Annotated in this window: 15 protein-coding genes; 6 read left to right on the top strand and 9 right to left on the bottom strand. The window is 42.3% G+C overall.

Annotated features, from left to right (window positions below):
• Nucleotides 1-3: 3 nt before the first annotated feature.
• A complete protein-coding gene (locus NQ540_RS00575) occupies nt 4-333 on the bottom strand; it encodes a hypothetical protein (RefSeq protein ID WP_005607999.1) in 330 nt (109 codons plus the stop codon).
• A gap of 402 nt (nt 334-735) precedes the next feature.
• The gene (gene coaA, locus NQ540_RS00570) at nt 736-1,659 is read right to left on the bottom strand and encodes a type I pantothenate kinase (RefSeq protein WP_039849299.1); all 924 of its coding nucleotides are present in this window, start codon (nt 1,657-1,659) and stop codon (nt 736-738) included.
• 178 nt (nt 1,660-1,837) lie between these two features.
• Here coaA and mvk point away from each other — a divergent pair, with 178 nt between their 5' ends.
• Genes mvk through fni form a run of 4 tightly spaced genes read left to right on the top strand, consistent with a single transcriptional unit; the run spans nt 1,838 to nt 5,992 of the window.
• Nucleotides 1,838-2,809 (top strand): mevalonate kinase, encoded by a 972-nt coding sequence (gene mvk, locus NQ540_RS00565; RefSeq protein ID WP_005608005.1) that lies wholly within the window; start codon nt 1,838-1,840, stop codon nt 2,807-2,809.
• A complete protein-coding gene (gene mvaD / locus NQ540_RS00560) occupies nt 2,809-3,831 on the top strand; it encodes a diphosphomevalonate decarboxylase (protein ID WP_005608008.1) in 1,023 nt (340 codons plus the stop codon). The genes mvk and mvaD overlap by 1 nt, the downstream gene beginning before the upstream one ends.
• On the top strand, nt 3,809-4,918 hold the full coding sequence (locus NQ540_RS00555; RefSeq protein ID WP_005608011.1) for a phosphomevalonate kinase: 1,110 nt from the start codon (nt 3,809-3,811) through the stop codon (nt 4,916-4,918). Before mvaD ends, NQ540_RS00555 begins: the two co-directional genes overlap by 23 nt.
• 9 nt (nt 4,919-4,927) lie before the next feature.
• The gene (gene fni, locus NQ540_RS00550; protein ID WP_005608014.1) at nt 4,928-5,992 is read left to right on the top strand and encodes a type 2 isopentenyl-diphosphate Delta-isomerase; all 1,065 of its coding nucleotides are present in this window, start codon (nt 4,928-4,930) and stop codon (nt 5,990-5,992) included.
• A 213-nt stretch (nt 5,993-6,205) separates the two neighbouring features.
• Here the strand turns inward: fni and NQ540_RS00545 are convergent, their stop codons facing one another.
• Nucleotides 6,206-6,397, bottom strand: coding sequence for a hypothetical protein (locus NQ540_RS00545; protein ID WP_005608016.1), 192 nt, complete (start codon nt 6,395-6,397; stop codon nt 6,206-6,208).
• Nucleotides 6,398-6,409: 12 nt separating this feature from the next.
• Nucleotides 6,410-7,396, bottom strand: a complete 987-nt coding sequence (locus NQ540_RS00540) for a YeiH family protein (protein WP_156780481.1) — start codon at nt 7,394-7,396, stop codon at nt 6,410-6,412.
• A gap of 119 nt (nt 7,397-7,515) precedes the next feature.
• On the opposite strand from NQ540_RS00540, the gene NQ540_RS00535 reads away from it, so the two are divergent.
• Nucleotides 7,516-8,352, top strand: a complete 837-nt coding sequence (locus NQ540_RS00535; RefSeq protein WP_005608020.1) for an Rpn family recombination-promoting nuclease/putative transposase — start codon at nt 7,516-7,518, stop codon at nt 8,350-8,352.
• A 52-nt stretch (nt 8,353-8,404) separates the two neighbouring features.
• On the opposite strand, the gene rpiA is transcribed toward NQ540_RS00535, so the two are convergent.
• From rpiA to NQ540_RS00510, 5 genes are all read right to left on the bottom strand, one after another.
• Nucleotides 8,405-9,073, bottom strand: a complete 669-nt coding sequence (rpiA, locus tag NQ540_RS00530) for a ribose-5-phosphate isomerase RpiA (RefSeq protein WP_005608021.1) — start codon at nt 9,071-9,073, stop codon at nt 8,405-8,407.
• A 78-nt stretch (nt 9,074-9,151) separates the two neighbouring features.
• On the bottom strand, nt 9,152-11,995 hold the full coding sequence (gene uvrA, locus NQ540_RS00525) for an excinuclease ABC subunit UvrA (protein ID WP_005608023.1): 2,844 nt from the start codon (nt 11,993-11,995) through the stop codon (nt 9,152-9,154).
• A gap of 63 nt (nt 11,996-12,058) precedes the next feature.
• Nucleotides 12,059-12,823, bottom strand: coding sequence for an exodeoxyribonuclease III (locus NQ540_RS00520; protein ID WP_005608024.1), 765 nt, complete (start codon nt 12,821-12,823; stop codon nt 12,059-12,061).
• Between the two features lie 105 nt (nt 12,824-12,928).
• The gene (locus NQ540_RS00515) at nt 12,929-14,134 is read right to left on the bottom strand and encodes a sensor histidine kinase (protein WP_005608026.1); all 1,206 of its coding nucleotides are present in this window, start codon (nt 14,132-14,134) and stop codon (nt 12,929-12,931) included.
• Nucleotides 14,121-14,813, bottom strand: a complete 693-nt coding sequence (locus NQ540_RS00510) for a response regulator transcription factor (protein WP_039849301.1) — start codon at nt 14,811-14,813, stop codon at nt 14,121-14,123. Before NQ540_RS00510 ends, NQ540_RS00515 begins: the two co-directional genes overlap by 14 nt.
• Before the next feature lie 190 nt (nt 14,814-15,003).
• On the opposite strand from NQ540_RS00510, the gene NQ540_RS00505 reads away from it, so the two are divergent.
• A complete protein-coding gene (locus NQ540_RS00505; RefSeq protein ID WP_005608030.1) occupies nt 15,004-15,828 on the top strand; it encodes a lipoate--protein ligase family protein in 825 nt (274 codons plus the stop codon).
• Nucleotides 15,829-15,903: the final 75 nt, after the last annotated feature.

Genomic DNA, 15,903 nt, shown 5'->3' with positions numbered 1-15,903 from the left:
CCATCACGCTTTCTGGAAAAAATACACGCCAACAGCCAATACCACGATAACAGCGACAACTGCTAGAATGACTCCTTGAACAAGTTTATTTGGTTCTTTATACTCTTCATCACCAGCAATCATATTGCGTTTCATTGCGGTTTGAGCAAATCCTTGCACACTTACAGATAAGAGCAAAATCAAGCAAGGTAGCATTTCAAGTTTGCCACCACTAACAAGTGCTTGATAGATATTAAATCCTGTCCATGCACATAAACCCAAAAGCGCTGTTTTATAGCCCCACGCCTCAGAACGCAACTGAATATCTCTGTCCATTTCATCCATCTTTTTCATGGCTTTGTTCCTCCAAATTTTCGTAATAATGTCAAGAGCTCTTTACATTTAAAATTATACTCTCCTACCTAAAAATGTCAAGAGGTTTTTACATTTTATTTTTGCAATGAACATAGATGTACTCTTTCTTACGATTCCCCGTACTCTTACTAAGAATCCCGTACCGCTTCACCTACTAAAACAGTGGCACAATTTTTTGTAAAAAAATAATCGATTACGAAAAATCAAGCGGATTTTATAATCGCAGTAATGGGGGATAGCAACCAATGTGAATTACTGACTCTAGGGTGAAACCCGTAGAGTCAGTTTGAAGCTTGGTAGAGGTTGAGACGTAGGCTCAATCTGGTGCCCCATTACAGTGATTATAAAAAAATCCGCAAGGATTTTAAGTAATCGATGTACCTAATATTTTTTAATTTGCACAAAATCAATGTGATGTCCCACTGTTTTATGGAGGATGAAGTCGGCGCGGGTTTTCGTTGGTAAGATGTATTCTTTAAGGTTCTTCAGGTTAGTCTTCTTCCACACATCTTTCGCCATCGCAATCGCGTCCGCACGATTCCCAATCGCATATTGATAGTAATAGTTATCTGGCTGTGATTTCGCACGGTCCATCAAGAGCTCGAAACGCTCCAAGTACCATTGCTCAATCAGCGTTGCATCGGCATCAACGAAAATCGACCAGTCGAAGAAATCACTCACGTAGATTTCACGATTAGGTGGCAGTTGCAACACATTAATCCCCTCTACAATCAAGATGTCGGGCGACTCAATCGTCTGCACTTCCCCTGGCACAATATCGTAAATCTCATGCGAATACACTGGCGCATCCACGCTTGGATTACCGGTTTTCACTTCGAGTAGGAAATGAACGAGAGCTTCCATGTCGTAACTTTCCGGGAATCCTTTACGATCCAAGATGCCACGTTGAATTAACTCTTTTGTTGGAAGCAAGAATCCATCCGTTGTCATCAGCGCCACTCGTTTACTTGGGTAGCGTTGTTGTAGCATCGTTTGCATTAAACGAGCCGTTGTACTCTTCCCAACGGCCACACTCCCTGAGACTCCGATAATAAATGGTACTGTTTTCTTCTGTTGATTCAGAAACTGTTGCTCCTCGGTATGTAGTTCAATATGTTTTTTAAAATATACATCAAAATAATCCAGCATCGGCACATACACTTCTTGCACGTCCTGTAGGGAAATGCGGTCATTTAATGACGTTAAGTGCGCAAGTTCTGCGCTTGTCATCGTGAATGGATGCATGCCTTTATATTGGCTCCACTCACTTCTTAGAATCTGATAATACGTCTCGTTTTCTCTCAACGGATTCGTCTCCTTCAGTTACAGGTTTACTATTCTTGAATTGTACCATAAGTAGCACACTGTTTCTATGATTCGTTTCTTTATAATCTTAAGTTTTTCCCATGAAATCAGCATGCTTGTTTACGAAGGGGAACGAATCTAGTAGAATGTGAATTGAAAACGAAGAAAGGGATGTCGTATGAAACTACAAAAGGGAACAGGCCTTGCCAATGGTAAAATCATTTTAGCCGGTGAACATGCTGTCGTTTATCATAAACCAGCCATTGCACTGCCCATTAATGCAGTGTTCGTGAAAGCCGACATTGTCACAGCAACCAAAGGGCAAACAATCGAATGTGAATTGTACTCAGGGGACCTTCAAAGCATGCCCGCTTCAATGGAAGGATTGCAGTTTGCGATTCAAAAAGCATTTTTACTTGCCTCTTCAAAAGAAGTCACGAGTCATGCTTTTGTCCTCTCCATCGAGTCAACGATTCCAGCTGAAAGAGGCATGGGATCCAGCGCTGCAGTAAGTGTGGCGGTCGTGCGTGCCATTTTTGATTTTTTCAATACGCCTTTATCCGATGCCACTTTATGGGACATCGTTCAAGGAGCGGAAACCATTTCGCATGGCAATCCAAGCGGTGTTGATACAGCAACAACGAGTGGCACTCGTCCGGTCTTTTTCCAAAAGGAACAAGAACTTCAAACGCTTGAACTAGATATGCCAGCGTATCTCGTCATTGCGGATTCAGGCGTTACCGGGAATACGAAGCAAGCGGTCCATCATGTAAGTACCCTGCAAGAACGCATCATCGACCCGACCACTAACGAAACTGGTTCAGACGCGGTTCAATCGATTGGCGCCATCGTTCAAGATACAAAGACCGCCATCGAAACCAAGGATCCTCTAAAACTCGGCCAGCTGATGAATTCTAATCACGACCGCCTTAAAAAATTAGGGGTTTCGCATGATATCATTGAAGCCCTCGTCAGTACCGCTCACGAAAATCATGCACTCGGCGCAAAAGTCACAGGTGGTGGCTTAGGTGGTTGTATGATTGCCCTTGTAGCTACAGAGAACGACGCCCTTCATTTACAAGAACAATTCATGAAAAAAGGAGCGCAAGCGGTCTGGATTCAGTCGCTCGCTAAAAAGGAGAAGAGCTAATGACCACATCGATTGGAATTACGCGTGCGCATACGAATATCGCGCTCATTAAATATTGGGGAAAAGAAAATAAAGAGCTTTTCATTCCGATGAATAGTAGCCTCTCTCTAACCCTTGAAGCCTTTTATACCGATACAAAAGTCGAACTCAGCGATACGTTAACGGAAGACGAGTTCTATCTCAATGGCGCCAAACAAGACGAAGCGGCGATCGCTAAAATCACGCGCTTCTTAGACTTATTCCGCACAGAAACTGGAGATACGCGTCGTGCTCGTGTCGAGAGCTTGAATTTTGTCCCAACTGCAGCAGGTCTTGCGAGCTCTGCTTCCGCCTTTGCGGCACTTGCTGGGGCGATGAACGAGGCAACCGGTCTTAACATGCCTGCTCAAAAACTATCGACTTACGCGCGTCGTGGGAGCGGTAGCGCGACTCGTAGTCTCTTTGGCGGATTTGTCGAATGGAATAAGGGAGACTCCAACGAAAACAGTATGGCCATCCCTGTCGACGATGCCAACTTTGACATTGGGATGATTATTATCGTCGTAAGCGCGGCCGAGAAGAAGATTTCAAGTCGTGCCGGCATGGAATTGACCGTTTCGACTTCTCCATTTTACGAAGGTTGGGTCACTTCAGCGGCAACCGATTTAGCCGACATCAAAGAGGCCATCAAGGACCGCGACATTCATCGTATCGGTTCGATTGCGGAATTTAACGGCATGAAAATGCACGCCACGATGCTAGCAAGTAACCCTCCATTCTGTTATTTTGAACCGGAGAGTATTGTCGCCCAACAAACGATTCGCACGATTCGAGAAGAACGAGGCATTCCGGCCTACTTCACGATGGATGCTGGTCCAAACGTTAAAGTCATCTGCAAGGCGAGTGATATCCCTGCGATTCTGGAAGAGCTTGGTAAAGTATTCCCGAGTGAAAAACTCATCCCAACGCTTCCAGGAGAAGGCATTCGTACATTGACAGAAGACGAATGGAACGCTTCTCGTGCAGCTTTCGAAGGGAAGTGAGCGCGTGACGATTACTTCAAAAGCTCCCGGTAAACTCTTTATTGCCGGAGAATATGCGGTTGTCGAACCAGGTCACGGCGCTATTGTCGCAGCGGTGTCGCGCTATTTAACAGTTACGATCGATGTAACTACTAGTGTAGGAACACTAACCTCTACGCAAAATCCAGACATCAATGTGGAATGGGCTCGCGAAGGAGAACTGTTCCACATAAAGGCAGACCATCCTTATAGACTAGTCGAAGAAGCGATTCTGGTCGCAGAACAATATGTTCGGGAATGCGGCACGCCAACTAACGCACTCTACTCTCTTTCGATTACAAGTGAACTCGATGACGCTAAGCGTGGCATTAAATACGGACTCGGTTCGAGTGGTGCCGTTGTGGTCGCAACGATTCAAGCCGTTCTTGATTTTTACGAAACTCCGAGAACACCACTACTCGTTTATAAGCTGAGTGTTTTAACGAATCTCCTCTTATCCCAACGTGGATCCTTTGGAGATATCGCCGCCTCTTCTTTTGGAGGACTGGTGTATTACACAAGTCCGGACCGAAGCGATTTACTCGAACAATTACAAAAACAATCGATTAAAGACATTTGTGATGCTGTCTGGAAAGACCTCACCATCGTTCGTCTTCCAGAAATCCCAAACTTCACCCTCTTAGTAGGATGGACAGGAAAAGTCGCTATCACAGATTCACTCATTCAAGCCACTGAGAAGAAACGCAAAGTGGCAACCGATAGCGTCTTTTACAAAGAATTTCTTACAAAGAGTCATGCCATCGTTCAAGACTTACAAATAGCTTGGAACAAACAAGATATCCCAGCCTTACAAGAAGGCATCCGTGCCAACCGCGCACTCTTAAATCAATTTGCAAAAGTGATGCAGCTGGAAATTGAAACCCCCGCACTTCAAACACTCTGCGACCTCGCCGAACAAAATGGTGCCTGCGCAAAAACATCTGGTGCTGGTGGTGGCGACTGCGGGATTTGCTTTACACAAAACGAACAACAACGACAACAAATTGAAACCCAATGGGCACATGCTCAAATTCAAGTGCTTCCGCTGACCATTGCTGAAGCCTGGTAAAGGAGATTAATGATGGATTTATTTCAACAACAAATGAATCGAAAGGACGAGCATGTCGGTCATGCAAACCAGCAATACCGTGCAACGAGCGCTCCCGAATTCGTGGAGACGCGCTTCGTGCATCATCCCTTCACAACCGTTGATGTGGCAGATGTGTCATTGCAGACCAAGATCGCTGGACTCACCTTCAACGTTCCATTCTTCATCAACGCCATCACGGGTGGTAGCCCACTCACGACTGCGTTAAACCAGCGCTTAGCCATCTTGGCTCGTGAAACAGGTATGGCAATGGCGACAGGTTCGATGAGTATCGCGATGAAATTTCCTGAAAGTACACAAAGCTTCAAGGTGATTCGTCAAGAAAATCCAAATGGAATCCTCTTTGCAAACCTTGGGGCACATTACAACGCTGAGGCTGCTAAACGCGCTGTCGACATCATCGAAGCAAATGCGATTCAAATTCACGTCAACCGTGCACAAGAACTCGTGATGCCAGAAGGAGACCGAGTCTTTAGCAACTGGCTTAAAAACATCGAAGAAATCGTCAAAGCGAGTGCCGTTCCCGTTATCGTCAAAGAAGTCGGATTCGGATTTAGTCGTGAAGCCATCGCGCAACTAGAGAGTATCGGAGTGAGTGCGATCGACATTAGCGGTACTGGAGGTACGAATTTCGCCAAAATCGAAAACGGCCGTCGCAAAGAAGATAAACTCGATTTCCTAGAAGACTGGGGACAAACGACCTTGACATCGCTCATGGAAGCCCAAGAAAGCCGCACCCCAATCATCGCTTCCGGCGGTGTGAAGACACCGATGGACATGGCCAAATGCTTCGCTCTAGGAGCTAGCCTTGTCGGATTGTCTGGTGAAATGTTGCATCTCGTACGGAAAGACGACTCCCTTCCAGACGCCATTACTACTGTTCAAACCTGGAAAGAGCAGCTGACAACGATCTTAACGCTTGTCGGTGCTGATAGTATTTCTAGTCTCCAACAAGCTCCTATCGTAGTCGCACCAAGCATCCAAAACTGGTGTGATGCCCGCGGGATTGATTGGAAACATCTTGCACAGCGTTAATACTCAAAAACAGCCTACTTTTAAAAAAGTAGGCTATTTTTATATCACTAATCTACTTGACAGTTGATATTTTTATCAGTAGGATTAATGTATTGATAGCGGTATATGTTGTAACAGACTATACTTGCACTCTCGAGAAAATATCGAGAGTGTTTTTTTATTTATTGAATGATAAAACCAGCTTAGACATTCTGCCTAAGCTGGTTTCATTTTTTACGGGAAAAATAAGAAATGGATAATGCGCAGTACGTAGAAGAAAATCCCCACAATCAGTAACAAGACCATCGCGACATGCACATAAGGTCCTACTGGTGTGTTCACGAAGGCTTGTAGCGCTGGGAGTTTCGAATATAAAACAAAGTACAAGGCGCTAATCCAGAACCCGAGTCCTAATAATCTTTTCATGAGATGTCCTTTCTATAAAACGAAGTACTGCATGATTAAGCTAGAAACAGCCACCATAAACCAAGTTGCTAAACCTGTTAAGATTGGTTTTGCCCCTGCTTCTTTGAATTGTTTGAAAGAAACTTGCATTCCGATACCTACTAATGCCATCGCCATCAACCATTTAGATGCTAATTTTGCATACGGTACAAGGAAATTTGGGAATAAGCCCACACTTGTAATAATCGAAGCGACCATGAACCAAATGATAAACATTGGCACGATTTTTTTCCATTGAACGCTTTGTCCTTCTTGTTTCATACGGCGTGCTTCGACTAAAGATAACACAATACACGCTGGAACAATCATCAATGCACGAGTCAGTTTTACGATTGTCGCGATTTCTAGGGCTTCCGCACTGTAACTTGCGCCGGCTGCGACCACGCTGGATGTATCGTTAATCGCTGTTCCTGCCCAAAGCCCGAACTGCGATGCGTCCATGCCCATCATATGTCCTAAGAATGGGAATAAGAATACCGCCATTACATTGAAAAGGAAGATGGTTGAAATCGACAACGCTACTTCATCGTCTTCGGCTTTAATGATTGGTGAAGCTGCAGCGATCGCCGAGCCCCCGCAAATGGCAGTCCCGAATCCAACAAGAATCTTCAATGGACGAGAAAGTTTGAAGAAGTTCCCTACAAATAGCGCTGTTAAAAATGCAATCGAAATCGTCACAATCGTCACTGGGAACGATGACGCACCTGTTTGGCTCACTTGCGCAAACGACATTGTAAATCCAAGCGCAATAATCGAATAATGTAATAATTTTTTCGCTGAATAGTTAATTCCCGGTCTAAAATCACTTGGGATTTTCCAAAATTGGTTTAAGATCATCCCTAAAATAATGGCAAATACCGCACTCCCTATAACTGGGAATAGCTTATCGAGCATCACTGAGACAACCGCAATAGCAAATGTACAAAGCAGCCCTTTTCTTTTTTCCATGAATGATGACATTTCATCAGATCCTTTCAGTACTAAATCTTTACTAGTATAGCACAAAATGCCTTGTTTTTCTTACGCAAATTGAAAGATCCTCCCCTTTTTATCGTATCTCAGGATAGGAGGGATGAAAAATGAGAAAGATTTTACCAACAAATGATTTAATGTTTAAAAAAATGATGACTAGCGAAGGAAAAGAATATATCTTACAAAATTTTATTCAAGTTGTTACTGGGATGAAACTATCTAATGTGAAGCCAACCAATCCATATCAAATTCAAAAATATCGTGAAAATCTCGCTGGAGTAAACTTAGAAATGTACCAAACCATCGTGGATATTGCCGCAACAACAGAAGAAGGCATTGATATTATCATTGAAATGCAACTATATAAGCATAGAGGTTTCTTTGAACGCATTCGCTATTATATGGCATCAACTTATATGGATAGTTATTCTGCAGGCCATCAAACCTATAAACCTGTTATTTCAATTGTCGTAACTGATTTTTCTGTTTTTAAAGAAGATCCTGAACCAAGAGTAGAAATCGGCCTTGTGAATTTAGAAAAAAATCGAGAAGTTTTAAATGAAAAAGGTCAACCTTTCGAACGCGTTTATCTCGTCAATTTAGCAACCACATTACCTAACCAGGACGAAGCCTTCAATGAGTGGAGAAATTTCCTTAAAAATGGTACAATCACGGCAAAAGCATCCAAAGAAATTCAAGACGCTTATGCTGTTGTTGATTTCTATAATTTAGATTCGGAGGAAATGAAGATGGCGGAACAAATGGAAAAATACGAAGAAGTCTATTGGAAAACAATCGAATATGCCAAAGAGACCGCTAGAGAAGCAGGACTTAAAGAAGGTCAAGTTTTGGCATTTCTTAAAATGAATCTTCCTATCACAGAAATCATAAAGCACACCGGATTATCTGAAGAAGAGATTCAAAAAATTATAAATACACTATAACAAAAAACCGCTTAGAATCACTCATCATCGATGACTCTAAGCGGGTTATTTTTTAGAATTGTTTTACGACAACCCCATCAGGAGTTCCTACAAGCACGATATCGGTCATGTTTGTGAAGAGGCCTTGCTCTACCACACCTGTCATGCCTTTGATTTTTTCTCCGAATGCAATTGGGTCTTTAATTGGATACACATCCAAGTCGATAATGTAGTTTTTGCTATCCGTTAAGTAGCGTTCTCCGTCACGTTCGCGGAACGTTGGTTTGTATCCTAGCGCTTCAAAACGTTTGAATAATTGAAGCGAACCATAAGGCACCACTTCCACTGGTAATGGGAAACGACCTAAATAGTCGACCATTTTTGATTCGTCTACAATCCAGATTACGCTCTTTGATTGCTCGGCAACGATTTTTTCGAATAATAACGCACCGCCACCGCCTTTGATTCCTGAAAAATCAGGAGCGATTTCGTCTGCACCATCGATTGTGACGTCGATATAATCCACTTCATCCACGCTCTTCAATGGAATTCCAAGTGCTTCTGCTTGTTTCTTCGTTGCTAAAGAAGTTGTTACTCCAACAATTTCAAGCCCTTCTTCTTTTACTCGTCGACCGATTTCTTCCACAAAATAGTAAGCTGTCGAACCAGTTCCTAATCCAACCGTCATTCCACTTTCTACATATTCTGCGGCTTTCTTGCCGACTAATTCTTTCATGTTCATTCAAGTTTCCCCCTGAGAAATTATCTATGTTGAGTATAGCATAACAACCTTCTTCAAACTATCTCTTCTAGCAATTTTCTACTTCTTTTTATGAGAGGCAGCTGCTTCTAAGGCGCGTTTTAAATAACGACCCGTGTGACTGTTTTTATCTTTGGCCACTTCTTCTGGCGTTCCTGTCGCAATGACAAGACCTCCACCGCTACCTCCTTCTGGTCCCATATCAATGATATAGTCAGCGGTCTTAATCACATCTAAGTTATGTTCGATGACCAGTACAGTATTCCCTGCTTCGACTAAACGATTTAACACTTCAAGCAGACGCGCGATATCGTCTGTATGCAAACCAGTTGTTGGTTCATCGAGCATGTAGAAGGTATTACCCGTTGAGACACGTTGGAGTTCGCTCGCTAACTTCATCCGTTGCGCTTCCCCTCCAGAGAGCGTTGTGGCAGATTGGCCAAGGGTGACGTAGCCTAACCCTACATCTTTAATCGTCTGTAATTTGCGTTTGATTTTCGGTACTGCTTGGAAGAATTCTACTGCTTCATCAACGGTCAATTGAAGAACATCCGCGATACTCTTTCCTTTGTATTTCACTTCGAGAGTTTCAGAGTTATAACGCGTTCCGTGGCAGACTTCACACGGCACATATACGTCTGGTAGGAAGTGCATCTCGATTTTTAGAATGCCGTCCCCTTTACATGACTCACATCGTCCACCCTTCACGTTGAAACTGAAGCGTCCTTTCTTATATCCACGGATTTTCGCTTCGTTTGTGGTCGCAAATAAATCACGAATATCGTCAAATACACCTGTATACGTCGCAGGATTGCTTCGTGGGGTTCTTCCGATTGGGCTTTGGTCGATATCAATAATCTTATCCAGGCTCTCAAATCCTGAGATGCTCTTGAATTTCCCTGGTTTTTCCTTCGTACGTGTAATCTCACGCGCTAAGGCTTTCTTCAATACGCTGTTCACAAGTGAGCTCTTTCCAGAACCGGATACCCCTGTTACGGCAACAAAACGACCGAGTGGCACATCCACATCGATGCCTCGTAAGTTATTTTCCGATGCGCCTTTTAAGTGGATCCAACCCTTATCTTCCCTGCGGCGTTCGCTTGGGACTGGAATGTATTTTTTCCCAGCTAAATATTGACCGGTGAGTGATTTCGCATTCTTCTCCACTTCTTTTGGAGTGCCTGCAGCAATAATCTCGCCACCGAATTCACCCGCACCTGGACCGATATCAATCAAGTAGTCCGCAGCACGCATGGTATCTTCGTCATGTTCTACGACAATCAGCGTATTTCCTAGGTCGCGCATGCTCTTCAAGGACTCAATTAAGCGGTCATTGTCTCTTTGGTGAAGTCCAATCGAAGGTTCATCTAAAATATAGAGGACGCCCGAAAGGTTTGAACCGATTTGAGTTGCTAAACGAATTCGTTGCGCTTCTCCCCCAGATAAAGTTCCTGCGGCACGGCTTAAGGTTAAGTATTGCAAACCAACATTGCGTAGGAATTTCAGACGAGAACTTACTTCTTTTAAGATTGGAGCTGCGATTTGCTCATCCGTTTCAGATAAGTTTAAGTCTTTGAAGAAGTCAATCTCATCATCCACAGACAGAGAGAGGACTTCGCTAATATTTTTCCCGCCCACTTTGACAGATAAGGCTTGTTCGTTTAAACGGAAGCCATGACAAGTCTTACAAGCGGACTCTGTCATATATTGACGCATTTGTTCTCTTGTAAAATCACTATTGGTTTCACGATAGCGGCGTTCCACATTCACTGCCACACCTTCAAATGGAATTTCTACATCTCGGACTCCACCAAATTCATTTTCATGATGGAATTGGAAAGTAGCATCTCCGGAACCATACAGAACCATATTGACTTGTGACTGTGTCAATTTTTCAAACGGAATATTCATCGGAATCTTAAATTGCTCACAAAACTGGCTGAGCATCGATGGATAATAGTTGGAGCTAATAGGATTCCACGGAACAAGCGCTCCTTCTTCCAATGTCAAACTCTTATCGGGAACAATTAATTCCAAGTCCACTTCGAGTTTTGATCCAAGGCCATCACATTCCGGGCAAGCTCCAAATGGCGCATTAAAGGAGAAAAGACGCGGCTCTAATTCGCCTACTGTAAATCCACAAATCGGACATGAATGGTGTTCGCTAAAGAGATGTTCTTCCCCACCGATCACATCGACAATGGCATACCCCTCCGCTAAACGGAGAGCTGCTTCAATCGAATCGAATAGACGTGAACGACTCTTATCACTCACCACGATACGGTCCACAACGATTTCGATATTATGCTTTTTGTTCTTCTCTAAATTCAGTTCTTCGGTAACTTCATGCATCTCGCCATCGACGCGCACACGCACATATCCATCTTTTTGAATTTTTTCAAAGACTTTTTTATGCTCCCCTTTCTTTTGGACCACAACAGGAGCAAGCACTTGAATCTTTGTTTTTTCGGGCATTTCCATCACACGATTGACCATCTGTTCGAGAGATTGGCTTTCAATCGGTGTTCCATCGTTTGGACAGATTGGTTTCCCAACACGTGCATATAATAAACGTAAATAATCATTAATTTCTGTGACCGTTCCTACTGTTGAACGTGGATTTCTAGATGTGGTTTTTTGGTCGATAGCAATCGCCGGGCTTAAGCCATCGATACTATCTACATCAGGTTTGTCCATTTGCCCTAAAAATTGACGCGCATACGCAGACAGACTTTCCACATAACGGCGTTGTCCTTCAGCGTATAAAGTGTCGAAGGCTAACGAACTTTTCCCTGAACCCGATAATCCTGTGATCACGACAAATTGATCACGAGGAATACTCACATCAATGTTTTTTAAATTATGAGATCGTGCTCCATGCACGACAATATGGTCTTTTGCCATTTGAATACCTCTTTATAATTGATACCACTATTGTATCAAATTTTTGCAACACGAACAAATGTTCTACAGTTCGATTTTCATTTCTACTGGACAATGATCGCTTCCGGTAACATCACTTCTGATTTTTACTTCTTGAAGGAAGGCTGTTAATGGTTGTGAAATCACAAAATAGTCAATTCTCCATCCGACATTTCGAGCACGGGCTCCTCCCATGTAACTCCACCAACTGTAGGCTCCTAGGGTGTCTGGATATAAGTAACGGAACGCATCTACTAAGTCATTATTGACGACTTGATCGAATTTTGCACGTTCTTCTTTTGTAAATCCTGCATTCATTGTATTTGTTTTTGGATTTGCCAAGTCGATTTCTTTATGAGCCACATTTAAGTCCCCACAGAAAATTACAGGCTTTGTTTCTTCTAGTTTTTTGATAAAAGCAAGGAAGTCATCTTCCCATACTTGGCGATACTCGAGGCGAGATAAGTCACGTTTCGCATTCGGAGTATACACCGTCACTAAATAGAACTTCTCGTATTCCGCTGTAATCACACGCCCTTCTTGGTCATGCTCTTCTATTCCAATTCCATATTCTACAGATAAAGGTTTTTCTTTCGTAAAAATGGCTGTCCCTGAGTATCCTTTTTTCACTGCTGAATTGAAGAATACCTCATATTCACTAAATTCCATTCCCAACTCTACTTGGTCTTGTTGCGCTTTTGTCTCTTGTAAGCATAAAATATCTGGATTGCTCTCTAACACATATTCTTGCAGCGCTCCTTTATTTAAAACAGAACGAATGCCATTCACATTCCATGTTGCTAGTTTCATCTTGATTCCTCCCTCATAATGTCTCTTGTCATAGTATCAACTCTCTCGCTTTTTTGCGAATAAAAATAACCGAAAAGGAAAGCACGTAGCCGTCCTTCTCGGTATTTATTTGTGATTTGTCATTTCTTTTAAAGATCCTTGGTTTTCAGTGGGTAGACAGACATAGAAACTCGTTTGTCCGTTTTCCGACTCGGCAAACATGATTCCTCCATGGGAATGTACAATGTTTTCCGCAATCGCTAACCCTAAACCTGTGCCACCTGTTTCTTTTGAACGAGAGCCTTCTGCACGATAGAACCTTGTAAAGAGTTGATCCAATACTTCTTTTGAAATCGGGTCGCCTTCATTTCTTACCGCGATGGTAATAACGCCCTCTTTCTTCAACACTTCCATTAAGATGGTTGAATTTTCATGACCGTATTTAATGGCGTTCGATAACAGATTGTTAATCACTCGTACCATTTTCTCAGCATCTAATTCCAGCACCACGTCACGGTTTTCTGAAGACACTTCTATTGCCATGTGACGTTTTTGAGCTTCTAATTCAAAGTCCGCTGCAATTTGCTCAAGAAAATTCACAATCGGAATATCGTTCAGTCGCAGTGGAGCCCCATTCGGTCTACTCGTCGTGTATTCAAACAAATCATCGACAAGCAATTTCATTTGCTCGGCTTTTGAATATGCGATTTCTGCATAACGCTTTGCATCCTCCGTATCAATCTTCGGCTGATTCACAATCAAGCCTAAGTATCCAAGGATGGACGTCAATGGTGTCCGGATATCATGTGAGACGTTTGTAATCAATTCATCTTTTGACTTTTCGATAGCGCGTTCTTCTTCTAGAGCGTTCACCGTCGAATCTACAAGACGATTAATACTATTCACAACTTGTCCCATATCCCCACTTAACTGGAATGGAATTCGTCTATCGTATCGTCCTTCCGCAATCAAATGCAGTTCATCTAAAATATGATTCAATTGCATTTGTTGATATCTTCTCATTAATCTCCAATAGGTAAATGCAATCGCAAAAATAATGGAAGTAATCGTGAAGATATTTTTATAGAGAAGCATTTGATCCGTGCCAATTTGCAACACGTCTCGTGCTGAGAACTGAATCGAAATGATTCCCGGCTCATTCACTAACTGACTAATCATCACTAAGATACCTAGATAGAGTAGAAATACCACACAGAGAGTGACAATCCCCTCTAAAACCAGTTCACTGATTTCTTTACGCGTCAGTGTGAGAATGGTCGGTTCGTTTTTTGCTTTTCCAATTTGAAGAATCTTTTGTTTATTTGTCTTCAATTTTATAGCCTACTCCCCATACTGTTTCGATGACTTTTTCTCCTCCAGTGGCTTCAGCAATTTTATCGCGCAAGTGACTTACGTGTACCATTACTGTTTTTGTAGAAACAATACTTTCTTGTTGCCATACGGTCTCAAAAATTTCATCAGCGCTAAATACTCGGTTTGGATGACTCGCTAATAAGAATAAAATTCCAAATTCTAATACCGTTAATTGAATTTCTTTTCCATCAGAAGTAGTCACTTGATGCGATTCTTTTTTGATTGTTAATGGTCCGATAGTAATTTCTTCGTTTGCTGGACCTTCTTGCGTAATGGTCGAACGGCGAAGTAATGATTTCACACGGGCAATCACTTCTAGTGGGTTGAATGGTTTCGTCACATAATCATCCGCCCCATTGGTTAATCCTTGAATCTTATCGATGTCTGTAGACTTCGCACTTAATAAAAGAATTGGTAATTGCGCATTTTCTTTACGCACTTCATGAACCACTGAGATTCCGTCTAGACGTGGCATCATAATATCCAAAATAATCATATCGATATCTGGATACATTTTTAATTTTTCGAGAGCTTGTTTTCCATCGTATGCTTTTACGATTTCATAGCTTTCATTTTTTAAATAAATGGTTAATAGTTCAACGATTTCGCGATCGTCATCTACTACTAAAATTTTCATGGGCATTCCCTCTTTTCGTTCTTTTTTCAATTTTATCCTATAAAAAAAAACCTATTTATGCTAGTCATTTTTAAGATTCTTGAATTTTACTTAATAATTTCCTAAGAAACGGCTTAAAAACGGCATATCGGACGACCCCATTCTGAACTTTTGTTATAATAAAACACGAAGAACTCTAAAGGAGAAACCTATGACATCATCACCAATTCAACACCAGACCGTTAAACTGGTCGCTACTCAAATCGAAAAAACCACTTCACTAGAACAAATCTTGACTCCTTTTGCTCTAGATGAAACCATTATTCGCCATTTAACGAAAGAGCAAACGGGACCTTTCGTTCATTTTTGGACACTAGAAGATATTATTATTCTTGGAATGACCGATACAAAAGTCCCATTTCTAGAGGAAGGCTTAGATCGACTTCGCTCGCATGGATTTACTCCCATTGTCCGCCAAGCAGGAGGCCTTGCTGTCGTTAGTAACGAAGGGATCTTAAACATTAGCCTTCTTTTCAAAAACGAACAAATGCCTACAATCAATCAAGCGTACGAGTGGATGCAGCAATTAATTCAGCAAAGCTTCCCAGAATCTACCTCGTTAGGTGGAATCAATGCATTTGAAGTCAGTGATTCTTATTGCCCTGGCGATTATGATTTAAGCATTCAAGGAAGAAAAATTGCCGGCATTGCACAACGTCGCTTAAAAGATGTGGTTTGTGTGTCCATTTACTTGAGTGTGTTTGGAGACCAACACTATCGCGGTCAAGTCGTTCGTGATTTTTATGACCATGCAATCCAAGGTCAAGAAACCAAATGGCATTTCCCAACGGTAAACGCCGATAGCATGTGGAATATTGGAGATGCTTTAGGACTCTCCCTCACGATTGAAGAAGTACAAATTCGCGTCTTACAAGCATTAACACAGATGGGTTGCTCTCTTGAAGAGACAAAAATCGACTTCACTCTCACTCCAGAATTCCAGAAAGCACTTGAGCGATTTATTCAAAGACAATAACCCTTCAAAAATAGCGTTATAAAGGCTTTTTTCAACAAAACCCTCTTGCATTTCCGCCAAAAATAGCATACACTG

The sequence above is a fragment of the Granulicatella adiacens ATCC 49175 genome (assembly GCF_025150565.1).
Classification (GTDB): Bacteria; Bacillota; Bacilli; order Lactobacillales; family Aerococcaceae; genus Granulicatella; species Granulicatella adiacens.
Note: the sequence above shows the minus strand (reverse complement) of the source record. Positions and strands in the feature narration are given on the sequence as shown.